The organism is Pantoea sp. GCM10028869 (genome assembly GCF_042666835.1).
Taxonomy (GTDB): Bacteria; Pseudomonadota; Gammaproteobacteria; order Enterobacterales; family Enterobacteriaceae; genus Pantoea; species Pantoea leporis.
The window spans coordinates 15,982-28,459 of sequence record NZ_JBHTGO010000013.1 but is presented as its reverse complement, the minus strand read 5'-3'; the positions used below and the strand labels follow the sequence as shown (position 1 = coordinate 28,459).

9 protein-coding genes are annotated in these 12,478 nt (G+C 60.3%); 3 read left to right on the top strand and 6 right to left on the bottom strand.

The window, feature by feature from the left end:
• Positions 1-6: 6 nt before the first annotated feature.
• From phnK to phnF, 6 genes are read right to left on the bottom strand one after another with little or no spacing between them, the layout of a single operon-like run.
• Positions 7-768 (bottom strand): phosphonate C-P lyase system protein PhnK, encoded by a 762-nt coding sequence (gene phnK, locus ACFQW4_RS22525; RefSeq protein WP_101762819.1) that lies wholly within the window; start codon positions 766-768, stop codon positions 7-9.
• Positions 758-1,606, bottom strand: coding sequence for an alpha-D-ribose 1-methylphosphonate 5-phosphate C-P-lyase PhnJ (locus ACFQW4_RS22520; RefSeq protein WP_008105508.1), 849 nt, complete (start codon positions 1,604-1,606; stop codon positions 758-760). The genes phnK and ACFQW4_RS22520 overlap by 11 nt, the downstream gene beginning before the upstream one ends.
• The gene (locus ACFQW4_RS22515; protein WP_192233476.1) at positions 1,599-2,675 is read right to left on the bottom strand and encodes a carbon-phosphorus lyase complex subunit PhnI; all 1,077 of its coding nucleotides are present in this window, start codon (positions 2,673-2,675) and stop codon (positions 1,599-1,601) included. Before ACFQW4_RS22515 ends, ACFQW4_RS22520 begins: the two co-directional genes overlap by 8 nt.
• The gene (phnH, locus tag ACFQW4_RS22510) at positions 2,675-3,250 is read right to left on the bottom strand and encodes a phosphonate C-P lyase system protein PhnH (RefSeq protein WP_110868344.1); all 576 of its coding nucleotides are present in this window, start codon (positions 3,248-3,250) and stop codon (positions 2,675-2,677) included. The genes ACFQW4_RS22515 and phnH overlap by 1 nt, the downstream gene beginning before the upstream one ends.
• Positions 3,250-3,696 carry a phosphonate C-P lyase system protein PhnG gene (gene phnG, locus ACFQW4_RS22505; protein WP_192233474.1) on the bottom strand — a complete coding sequence of 149 codons (447 nt, stop codon included), beginning with the start codon at positions 3,694-3,696 and terminating at the stop codon, positions 3,250-3,252. The genes phnH and phnG overlap by 1 nt, the downstream gene beginning before the upstream one ends.
• Complete coding sequence (gene phnF, locus ACFQW4_RS22500) at positions 3,693-4,409, bottom strand: phosphonate metabolism transcriptional regulator PhnF (protein ID WP_192233472.1); 717 nt, start codon at positions 4,407-4,409, stop codon at positions 3,693-3,695. The genes phnG and phnF overlap by 4 nt, the downstream gene beginning before the upstream one ends.
• 310 nt (positions 4,410-4,719) lie before the next feature.
• On the opposite strand from phnF, the gene ACFQW4_RS22495 reads away from it, so the two are divergent.
• The 3 genes from ACFQW4_RS22495 to ACFQW4_RS22485 all read left to right on the top strand — a co-directional run.
• The gene (locus ACFQW4_RS22495; RefSeq protein WP_377727758.1) at positions 4,720-6,903 is read left to right on the top strand and encodes an EAL domain-containing protein; all 2,184 of its coding nucleotides are present in this window, start codon (positions 4,720-4,722) and stop codon (positions 6,901-6,903) included.
• A 213-nt stretch (positions 6,904-7,116) separates the two neighbouring features.
• Positions 7,117-8,865, top strand: a complete 1,749-nt coding sequence (locus ACFQW4_RS22490) for an Ig-like domain-containing protein (protein ID WP_350260860.1) — start codon at positions 7,117-7,119, stop codon at positions 8,863-8,865.
• Between the two features lie 420 nt (positions 8,866-9,285).
• On the top strand, positions 9,286-12,478 hold a 3,193-nt coding region (locus ACFQW4_RS22485; RefSeq protein ID WP_377727755.1), incomplete at its 3' end, for an Ig-like domain-containing protein.

Sequence of the window (12,478 nt, the reverse complement as noted above, 5' to 3'; positions counted from 1 at the left end):
CCGCCATTAGTTAAGCACCGATGAAACCAGCAGCTGCGTATACGGATGATGTGGATCGTCCAGCACCCGGTCGGTCAACCCGCTCTCCACCACGCGCCCCTGCTTCATCACCAGCAGGCGATGCGCCAGCAACCGCGCCACGCCGAGATCGTGCGTTACAATCACCACCGCCAGATTCAGCTCACGTACCAGCGTGCGCAGCAGATCCAGCAGGCGCGCCTGCACCGACACATCCAGCCCGCCGGTTGGCTCATCCATAAATACCAGCGTCGGCTGCGTCACCAGGTTGCGGGCAATCTGTAAACGCTGCTGCATGCCGCCGGAAAAGGTGGTGGGCAGATCATCGATGCGATTGGCGGGGATCTCCACATCCTGCAGCCAGCGCATCGCCTCTTGACGAATATCACCGTAATGCCGCTGGCCCACCGCCATCAGCCGCTCGCCGATGTTGCCGCCCGCCGTGACTTGCGGACGCAAACCATCCAGCGGATGCTGATGCACCACGCCCCATTCGGTGCGCAGCAAGCGGCGGCGATCGCTCTCGCTCAGCTGATAGAGATCCTGCGCGCGATAAAGAATGTTGCCCTGCTGCGGCGCTAAGCGTGCCGACAGGCTGCGCAGCAAGGTGGTTTTGCCCGATCCGGATTCCCCAACAATGCCTAACACTTCGCCGGGATAGAGTTCAAAACTCACCTCTTCAAACCCTTTGCCGGGCGCGTAAAGGTGGGTGAGATGGTTGACCGCAAGCAGCGGCTGTTCACTGTGCATGCTGTTGTTCCTGCTGCTGGTGGCAAAAATCGGTATCGGAGCAGACAAACATGCGCGTACCGGCGTCATCCATCACCACCTCGTCGAGGTAGCTGTGGCGCGAACCGCACAGCGCGCAGGGTTCTTCCCACTGCTGCACGCTGAACGGGTGATCGTCGAAGTCGAGGCTTTCCACTTTGGTATACGGCGGCAGCGCATAGATGCGTTTCTCACGTCCGGCACCAAACAGCTGCAGCGCCGGCATCATGTGCATTTTGGGGTTGTCGAATTTGGGGATCGGCGACGGATCCATCACGTAGCGATCGTTGACCTTCACCGGATAGGCATAGGTGGTGGCGATATGGCCGTAGCGGGCGATATCTTCATACAGCTTCACCTGCATGATGCCGTACTCCTCCAGCGCGTGCATGGTGCGGGTTTCGGTCTCGCGCGGCTCGATAAAGCGCAGCGGCTCGGGGATCGGCACCTGGAAAATCAGGATTTGATCTTCTTCCAGCGGCGTTTCCGGAATGCGGTGGCGCGTCTGGATCAGCGTGGCATCACGGGTCGCTTCGGTGGTTGCCGCGCCGCTGACGCGCTGGAAGAAGCGACGAATGGATACCGCGTTGGTGGTGTCATCCGCGCCCTGATCGATCACCTTCAGCACATCGGCATCGCCAATAATACTGGCGGTGATCTGAATCCCGCCGGTGCCCCAACCGTAGGGCATCGGCATTTCGCGTCCGGCGAACGGCACCTGATAACCGGGAATCGCCACCGCCTTCAGAATGGCGCGGCGGATGGTGCGTTTGGTCTGCTCATCCAGATAACCGTTGTTGTAGCCGGTTAACTCACTCATGGTTATGCTCCTGATGCGGTTGGCGCAGTTGCTTCAGCAGCTCAAGCTCCGCCTGGAAATCGACGTAGTGCGGCAGTTTCAGATGCGAGACAAAGCCCGCAGCTTCGACGTTGTCGGCATGCGACAGCACAAACTCTTCGTCCTGCGCCGGGCCGGCAATACGTTCGTGGTACTCCGGCGCCTGCAACGCGCGATCCACCAGCGCCATCGCCATCGCTTTGCGCTCGGAACGGCCAAACACCAAACCGTAACCGCGCGTAAAGTGCGGCGCGCTGTCAGTTTCGGTGGTGAAGCCGTTCACCATCTCGCATTCGGTCAGCAGGATTTCGCCAATCTCAATCTCAAAGCCCAACTCTTCCGGGCAGATTGACACGCTGAGATAACCGGTACGAATTTCGCCGGCGAACGGATGATTACGGCCGTAGCCGCGCTGCGTCGAGTAGCCGAGCGCCAGCAGAAAACCTTCGTCGCCGCGCACCAGCTGTTGCAGCCGTGCGGCGCGCGTTGCCGGATAGCCTGGCGGTTCGCGCGTGATGTCGCACGGCTCGCTGCCGTCATCCTCTTCGCGTGCCGCCAAGCCTTCAGCCGTCATCATGCTGAACACGTGCGGACAACGTTGTGGCAGCGCCTGATCGTCACGCGGCGCGGCGGGCGTTTCGCCATTCGCCAGCAGCGTGAAATCGAGCAGGCGATGGCTGTAATCGTAGGTTGGGCCGAGCACCTGGCCGCCCGGCAAATCCTTGTAAACCGCTGAGATGCGGCGTTCGAGGCGCATCTCAGCGGTTGCCAGCGCCAGGCTATCGGCGAGGCGCGGCAGCGTGGTGCGATAGGCGCGTAGCAGGAAAATCGCTTCCACCAGATCGCCGCTCGCCTGTTTAATTGCTAAAGCCGCCAGCTGCGGATCGTAGATGCCGCCTTCGGTCATCACGCGATCGACCGCTAAACCCAACTGTTGCGCCACCTGATCGCAACCCAATTCGGCGACCTCGCGATCGCCACGACGCAGATCGGCCTGCAGCTGATGGGCGCTGGCTATCGCCTTTTCGCCCCCTTTGACCGCAACGTACATCAGCACACCTCCACGTCGGTGGTGCGTGGCAGCGCCATCATCGCTTCACCGCAGGTGAAAATCAGATCCACACCTTGCGGGAACGGATGTGGGCGCTCACGCAGATAGTGCAGAATCGCTTCCGGCAGCTGCGGCGCAACGGCGCGCGGCTCACGTAAGCCGGGACCGGAAAGACGCAGCGTTAAGCCACCGCTCAGTGATGGCACTTCCACAATCAGCGTGGTGCTTTTTTCCGGTGACATATTGTCGCCAGAGGCAAACAGCGCCGGATCGGGATTGGCCGCCGCATGCGTCAGCGCAAAGGGGGCATCGCGTTCATCGACAATCGGCACGCCGGTGTGGAAACGCAGGTTGCTGCGTACCACGTCATTATCGATGCGGCCATCGAGCCACAGCGCGCTCTCCTGATCGACCAGCGTCAGCAGCACCGCCGTGGCCGCCGGCGAGAGATCGCCCCAGCCCTGTTGCAGCGGCAACGATACCATCACGCCCGGCTCGCTCATCGCTTTGAGGATGCGACGAAAAGCACGTTGGGCATCGGCCACCGGATGGGTAAAACTTGCCAGTAAAGTCATCAGTTATCTCCGCGAACCAGCGTAAAGAAATCCACTTTGGAGCTGGCGATTTCACGCGCGCGCAGCTGTCGCTGCTCTTCACGCAGAGCCGCCAGCGGGGCAATCAATTTTTCCTGCAACAGCGTCTGGGTTTCCGGCTGTTGCAGCAGCGCATCAATCAGCGCGCAGCGTTCGGCGTGCGCTTTGTCGCGCCCCAGCACGTAGCTAAAGCCGAGCGTGCCGTTGTGCAGCTTCACCACCGCACGCGTCACCGTGGCATCGCCCATCACAAAGCGCTTACCGCTGCCGCCCATGCGCGCCTGCAGGCGAGTTAAGCCAGTTTCTGCCGGACGGATGCGTTCAAAATCAGTATTGATACGTAACGGCTGCCAGTGCGCTTCAAGCTGGCTGGCTTCACTGTGCGCCAGCACCGAGAGCCAATGCTGGCGGGCGGTTTGCTGTGTCATTCGTGCTCCAGAGTCAGTTCAATCATGTCGCCACGCGTCAGACTGACGGAGTATTCCGCTACCTGACCGTCGCTGTGTTTATTGAGGGTGCGCACACACAGCAGCGGCGACTGCAGCGCAATCTCAAGCTGCTTGCACTCTTTGGCTTGTGCACGACGCGTACTGATGCGGGTTTGGCTGCGCGTCAGGCTCAGGCCAAGCTGCTGCTGCATAAAGTCGTGCAGTGAACCGCTGTGGAACTGTTGCAGCGCCGGCCACCAGCTGAGTTGCGCCAGGAAGTGGTTAATGACGCACACCGCCACACCATTGACGCGGCGCAGCGTGCGCAAGTGGATAACGTTGTCACCTTCGTTGACGCCCAGCGCGCTCGCCACATCACTGCTCGCCGGACGCAGCACCGCCAGCAGACGCTCGCTGGTGGGATGGCTGCCCTGCTCCATCAGGTTCTGGCTGAAGCGCGCCTGCGCATGCAGCGGATAATCGTACGGCCGCATCAGCACCAAAATGCCCACGCCGTGACGCCGTTGCAGCAGGCCTTTGTTGACCAGCTCATCCACCGCGCGCCGCAAGGTGTGACGATTCACTGCGTAGTGATCGGCCAACTGCTGTTCAGAAGGCAGATAGTCGCCGCAGCGATAGCGCTCCTGCAGCGCCTGCTCAAGTTGGGCGGCAACAGCCTGATAAACAGTGGTCGGATGTCTGGATATCTCCATCACGCTCAATACCTCATTCGCATTGGTTGAGGAACGCAGCGGGCTTGCTGCGGGATGGCGATTACATTGCGCATGTCAGATGACAGCGCCGTGACGGCTCAATGACGGGCGGATGAATTTGTTTTAGGGCAGCAGAATTGCAGCGAAACGGACGGCGTTTTAATAAATTATTTTTAACTTTTCTGTTTGTGACAGCATTCAAAAAATTAACGCTAATTTACATCACGCTTTCAGCTCCCTTACAGAATACAGCCTGCGGATGTTCTGCTAGGTTAAAGGATGAACCCTTCTTGTCAGGCCAACTTTTAAAATGATTAACGCAATAAAACTATCGGATGGTTTTCGCCGCAACTTTGTGCGTGAAGTTATTTTGCCGCTGCTGGCAATTTTGCTTCTGACCTTTGTCGGCGCGGGCGTGGGTCTGTTCTGGGGCACAGCGTTAAGCAATAACGAAGCGCGCGATCAGCAACAGCGCATGATCCAGGCTTCGTTTACCCAGAGCCTGACGGAACATCTGCGCCAGCTGCGCAGCCTGACGCGCTGGTCTCCGCTGGCCGATCAGCTGGCGTCGTCGCATCCCGATCAACGCTGGCTGACGCAAAATGTCGGCGGCTGGCTCTATGACATGTTTGATCACCAGCTGGTGGTGCTGCTGGACCGCGACAACCAGCTGATCAACGTGTGGCGCAATGGCCAGCCGGTGCCGGACAAGCGCATCGGACCTTATCTGCAGGACATGCTGAACAGTCCGCTGGTGCAAAACAGCGATGTGGTAGCCGGCCCCACCGATCACGCCGATTTCGTGCGCATCGGTCAACGCGCCGCCGCGCTGGCGGTGGGCGATATCAGCAGTACCAAACAGGCCGGGCGCTATCGTCTGGTAAGCATTAAGTTTCTCGACGATGGCTATCTGCGCAACCTCGCCGATCGCAGCCAGCTGCGTCAGTTGCATTTCAGCGACAGCGAGCCAGCGGGGAAAACCAAAGCGCGCTATCTGCTGAATTCACAACAGGGCGAACCGGTCGGTTATCTCAGCTGGAATCCCGATAAGCCCGGCGCGCAGATGTTACGCACCCTCGGCCCGTCTACCTTGCTGTCGGTGATCCTGATTACCGTGCTGTGTTTGGTGATGGTGCGCCGCATCTGGACCTCGTCACTCAAGCTGTCGCAGTCGCTGCTGAAACTCGGTGCCAGTGAAGCGCAGGCGCAGCATCTGGCCTTTCATGATGTGTTAACCGGTTTGCCCAATCGTTCCCTGGTGGAAGATCGCTTAACCCAGGCGCTGGCGCTGGCCGGACGCCACGATCAGCGCGTGGCGCTGCTGCTGCTGGATCTTGATCGCTTCAAAAATATCAATGATACCTACGGCCATCACGCCGGGGATGAGTTGATTATTGAGGTGGCGCGCCGCCTCAATGAGATTGTGCGCACCAGCGACACCGTGGGCCGCATCGGCGGCGACGAGTTCATCATCGTGATGCCGGAGGTGGAGAATATTGGTCAGGTGCAATCGCTGGCGCAACGCATCATCAGCCGCCTGAGCGAGCCGTATCAGCTGGTGGGCAGCGAGCTGTGGGTAGGCGTCAGCATCGGTCTGGCGCTGGCGCCAAAAGACGGTATTGATCGGCTGGAGCTGATGCGCAAAGCGGATATCGCCCTTTATGACGCCAAAAACCACGGACGCGGCCAGTATCGCCAGTTCGAAAAAGTGATGGATGAATCGCTGCGCACCCGTCAGCAGATGGCGGCGGATTTGCGTCAGGCGCTGGTGAAGTTTAGTGGATTGGCGGTGTGGTATCAGCCGTTAATGGATATCAGCGGCCAGCAGGTGGTTGGCCTGGAGGCGCTGTTGCGCTGGCATCACGCCATGCGCGGCGACGTTGCACCGGGTGATTTCATCGCCATCGCCGAAGAGACCGGCATGATCATCCCGCTCGGCGAATGGGTGCTGCGCGAAGCCTGTAAAACGTCGCTCAAGCTGCCGGATATTGTGGTGGCGGTGAACGTCTCGCCGGTGCAGTTCCGCGCGGTGAATTTTGTTGAGCGCATCATCCATATCGTGCAGGAAGAAGGTGCCGATCCGCAGCGCATGGAGCTGGAGATCACCGAAGGCGTGCTGATCGAAGATGAACACGAGGCGCGCAACAGCATCATTGCACTGCGCGAAGCCGGCTTCCGGATTGCGTTGGATGATTTTGGTACCGGCTATTCAAGCCTTAATTACCTCAGCAGCTTCCCGGTGGACAAAATCAAGATTGACCGTTCGTTTACTCAGTCGCTGGGCGTGGCGCAGAACTCTACTGCGATTGTGGAATCGGTGGTGCGGTTAGGTCACGCGATGGGCTTAACGGTGACCGCTGAAGGCGTGGAAACCGAAGGCCAGAAAAACGCGCTGGCCGATGCAGGCTGTAATCAGCTGCAAGGCTATTTGTTTAGCCACGCGGTGCCGCTGGATGACATTTTGACCATGTTGCCGCCCGCTTCCCGCCCTTAACGCTCCCGCGCGGCGGCCGCCGACTGCCGCGCTTTTCTCGCTCACGCATTGAAAAGCTGCGTGCGCATCGGGACCATTCTCGTACCCTGATTAACGCGTTTAACCCATCCTCTCGTCTGTGCGCTTGCCAGCCCAAGCCGGACCGGCATGTTGCCCGCCCGTTTCGGCAAGCAAGGCGTCAATCCCTTCTTTTACTCTGTTAAGGAACTACAGATGAACACACGCTATCCGGATTACACCCTCGACACCGACCGCGCGTCGCGTGAAAACGGTTCAACCGCCTATATCGCGCTCGATAATTCAACTTATGTGATTGAGCAAACCGCCACCAAAACCCTGAGTAGCTTCCCTGAAAGCCTCGTCAGTGACACACCGGTAAGCTACGCGCACCAGCCTTCGTCTTACGCTTACGGCGTAAAAGCGATCACCCCGGTTATTCGCTATGCCTGGGATGACGTTGGACAGGAGCAAGGCGTGCGTGCCAGCGGCAACCGCACCGATGATGCCGCTCCGACCCTGCGCGGCACCGGCCCGGCGAACACTTACATGGACATTATGTTCACCAATGGCAGCGTAACCCGCTACAACGGTATCACCACCGATGCTGACGGTAACTGGAGCTGGACGCCACGCGCCGATTTGGCCGATGGTACCTGGACATTTAAAGTGCAGGCCGACGGCCAGGACACGTGGAGCAATGCGTTCAAGCTGGTCATCGACACCCCGGCGGCACCGGACGCGCTGATCACCCACATCTACGATAACGTGGGCAGCGAGCAAGGCGAACGTTTCAGCGGCAGCATTACCGATGATGCGATGCCGACCCTGCACGGCACCGGACCGGCTAACACGCTGATTGATATCCTGTATACCGATGGCGGCAGGGTGCGCACCAACAGCACCTTCACCGACAACGAGGGCAACTGGAGCTGGACGCCCTGGCAGAATCTGAATGACGGCTACTGGACATTCCAGGTGCAGGTTGAGGGCGCACCGAGCTGGAGCCAGAGCTTCGCGATCACCATTGATACGCCAGAAGGCCGTATGGCGATGCGCGACGCTGAGATCTCCCATATTACGGATAATGTCGGCAGCGATCAGGGTGACCGCTTCTCTGGCAGCATTACCGATGATGCGATGCCGACCCTGCACGGCACCGGACCGGCTAACACGCTGATTGATATCCTGTATACCGATGGCGGCAGGGTGCGCACCAACAGCACCTTCACCGACAACGAGGGCAACTGGAGCTGGACACCCTGGCAGAATCTGAATGACGGCTACTGGACGTTCCAGGTGCAGGTTGAGGGCGCACCGAGCTGGAGCCAGAGCTTCGCGATCACCATTGATACGCCAGAAGGCCGTATGGCGATGCGCGACGCTGAGATCTCCCATATTACGGATAACGTCGGCAGCGATCAGGGTGACCTTTACAGCGGCAGCATCACTGACGACGCGTTGCCAACCCTGCATGGCACCGGTCCGGCTAATACGTTGATCGATATTTTGTATACCGATGGCGGCAGAGTGCGTACCAACAGCACCTTCACTGACAACGAGGGCAACTGGAGCTGGACGCCCTGGCAGAATCTGAATGACGGCTACTGGACATTCCAGGTGCAGGTTGAGGGCGCACCAAGCTGGAGCCAGAGCTTCGCGATCACCATTGATACCTCAGCAGATACAGCAAGCGGTGATGACGCGTTTAACAACGCGTTAACGTCACTGAGTGTTGGCGATCTGCTGTCCGTTGTTGATAGTGACGTATTGATTGATAACGGTAAAACGCAGTACATGCTGGACAGCGACGCCAACAACGTGGTGAAGCTGGAGGATATTCTGTCCGGCAACGATATTGACGGCTGGCAACAGCAGCAAGGCACCCTCACCGTTGCTGGCATTCAATACGATGTTTATCAGTACACGGATGAGACCGAATTACTGGTGCAACACGCCGTTTAAACGCTGATGATATAGCGGCGCTAATCGAGCATCGCGATTACCAAGCCATACAGCCTTTGCTGTGTGGCTTTTTTGTTTGTGGGCGGCGTGAAAAAGATGCCCGGTACAAAACAGGACGACACCATGATAGGACGCAAGAACAGTCGGTTATTGAATTATGATTTCACCGCTGCGGGCACCTGTTTTCCGCACCCGCCGTTGAGCGGCCAAACGTAATCATCACTCAGAATTTGCACGTCACCGTTTCGGCGCGATTTATCGCGCGTGCCAGAGTTTCTCCCCTGCGTTCCACCAGGAATTTTCCTTCTTTGCAGACGGTTCTTGATACAGGCCCGTAACACGTTGCTCTACCATCCCCGCCGCTGTGCGATGTCGTGTAAACCGCGACGCACTATTGACAACACATTATGGACGATACCTATGAATGATTTATTAGCCCGCAGCCCGGTGATATATCGCGAAAGCGCCGACGGCAAATTGGTGTTTGGTAACAGTAAAACAGCGCTGGAGCCCGGCGGCTTTATCGAGCTGGTGATTGGCACCGACATTTTCCGCGTCCCGGTAAACGATGAAGGCTTTTACCGCTGGGAAGCGCCGACGCCCTACGCCGACGGCGAGTACAGCTTCTCCCTCCGCCACTTTGACGCCGCCGGCAACCGCAGCACGCCGACGCTCGGCATCCAGATTGTCGACACCACCCCGCCGGACGCGCCGGAGCTGGTTAACCTCTACGACGACCAGGGCGCCGTGACCGGCAGCTTTGACCCCGGCAAGGCCACCGACGACAAACGCCCGACGCTGACCGGCATCGCGCAGAAAGGCAGCACCGTTTACCTGCTCAACGACAAAAATGAAAAAATCGGCAGCGCGGTGGCGGACAAGGTCACCGGCAAGTGGGTGATGGAGCCGGCGCAGGACCTGCAAGACGGCATTAACAGCCTGCGCCTGATGGCCGAAGAGACCTTCGGCGGCAAGCTGCGCGCCGGCGCGCCTTCAGCGGCGTTTGACATCGTGATTGTTGGCGACAACGCCACGGTTACCATTACCGATGCGTTTGACGACGCAGGCAGCTTCACCGGGGCGCTCGGCAACGGCGCGCTCACCGACGACGCCACGCCGACCCTGCGCGGCGAGGTCTCCATCGGCAGCACCGTTATCGTCTATTATCGCCTCGCCGGCAGCCCGACCTGGGCCGGCAGCGCCACCGCCACCGTCAGCGGCGAGACCTGGACCTGGACGCCGGGCAGCAACCTGCCGTACGGCCGCTATGAATTCCAGGCCAGCACCGGCGACGTCGCCTCGGCGCTGTTTGAGCTGGAGATCGTCAGCCCGTCCGATATCGTCCTGCGCCCCCGCTTTGAAACGGTTATCGACGACTTCGGCGATGCCACCGGCCTGCTGGAAAGCGGCGCCATCACCGACGACGCCACCCCCACCTTCCAGGGCCGGGCGGAAGCCAACAGCCAGGTGGTGATCCGCTATACGCTGGCGGGCGGCGCTGCTGCCTCCGTCACCGTTGACGCCGACAGCACCGGCCGCTGGAGCTGGACGCCGGACACTGAGCTGGCCGCCGGCCAGTGGTCGTTCGACGTCAAATCTCTGGGGCAGACGCACTGGAACGACAGTTTCGATCTGATCATTGTTTCCGAAAGCGACGGCGGCTTTGCGCCCGTCATCGATTACGCGGTGGATGACTTCGGTCCCGTGACCGGCAACCTCGGCAGCGGCAGCAGCACCGACGACAGCACGCCAGCGCTGCACGGTCGCGCCGAAGCCAACAGCCTGGTGATCCTGCGCTACACCCTGGGCGACGGCCGCTATGCCAGCGCCAGCATAAAAGCAGATGCAGGCGGCAACTGGTCCTGGACGCCGCCGGAGCTGGCCAGCGGCAGCTGGACCTTTGAGGTGAAGAAAACCGGTCAGATGGACTGGAGCAGCTTTACGCTCACCATCGATCCCAATGCCGATCGCAACGCCAGCATCGACAGCGCGCTGGATAACGCGGGCCCGGTGACCGGCAGCCTGAGCAGCGGCGCGTCCACCGACGACACCACGCCAACCCTGCGCGGCACCGGCCCGGCCAGCAGCGTTATCACCCTGCGCTACAAGCTCGGCAACGGTAGCTATACCCTCGACAGCGTGAGCGTGGATGCAGACGGCAACTGGTCGTGGACGCCGGATACGCTGGCGAAGGGCAGCTGGACCTTTGAGGTGCAGAAGGTCGGCCAGAGCGACTGGAGCAGCTTCCAGCTGACCATCGATCCGGACCTCGATCGCTATCCGACCATCGACAGCGCGCTGGACAACGCGGGCCCGGTAACCGGCAGCCTGAGCAGCGGCGCGTCCACCGATGACACCACCCCAACCCTGCGCGGGACCGGCCCGGCCAACAGCGTTATTACCCTGCGCTACAAGCTCGGCAACGGTGGCTACAGCGTCGACAGCGTGAGCGTGGATGCAGACGGCAACTGGTCGTGGACGCCAAATACGCTGGCAAAAGGCAGCTGGACCTTTGAGGTACAGAAGGCCGGCCAGAGCGGCTGGAGCAGCTTTAAGCTGACCATCGATCCGGCGCTGGACCTGAAGCCAACCATTGACAGCGCCTGGGACGACTTTGGCGCGGTAACCGGCAGCCTGACAAGCGGTGACACCACCGATGACAACACGCCAACCCTGCGCGGTACCGGCGTGGCCGGCACCATCATCCACTTCCAGAACGGCCTGGCGGGCGGCAAGTGGTATGACGTGGGCAGCACCGTCGTTAAAGCGGACGGCACCTGGGAGTGGACCTCACCGGTACTGAGCAAAAACGGCACCTGGGAGTTTCACGCGAAGGCGCAAAACGGCGACGTTATCAGCGGCTGGACCGGGAAATTTATTCTGAAGTACGTTGCTGCCGCCGGACCGGTGATTACCGATGCGCTGGACAACGTCGGCCCGGTAACCGGCAGCCTGAACAGCGGCAGCAGCACCGATGACAGCACGCCAACCTTGCGCGGCACCGGCCCGGCCAACAGCACCATTACGCTGCGCTACAAGCTCGGCAGCGGCAGCTACGCCTCCACCACGGTGAGCGTGGATAACGCAGGCAACTGGTCGTGGACGCCGGATACGCTGGCGAAGGGCAGCTGGACCTTTGAGGTGCAGAACGCCGGCCAGAGCGGCTGGAACAGCTTCCAGCTGACCATCGATCCGGACCTCGATCGCTACCCGACCATCGACAGCGCGCTGGATAACGCGGGCCCGGTGACCGGCAGCCTGAGCAGCGGCGCGTCCACCGATGACACCACCCCAACCCTGCACGGCAGCGGCCCGGCCAGCAGCACCATTACGCTGCGCTACAAGCTCGGCAGCGGCAGCTACGCCTCCACCACGGTGAGCGTGGACGGCAACGGCAAGTGGACGTGGACGCCGGATACGCTGACAAAAGGCAGCTGGACCTTTGAGGTGCAGAAAGCCGGGCAGAACGACTGGAGCAGCTTCACGCTGACCATCGATCCGGACCTCGATCGCTACCCGACCATCGACAGCGCGCTGGATAACGCGGGCCCGGTGACCGGCAGCCTGAGCAGCGGCGCGTCCACCGATGACACCACCCCAACCCTGCACGGCA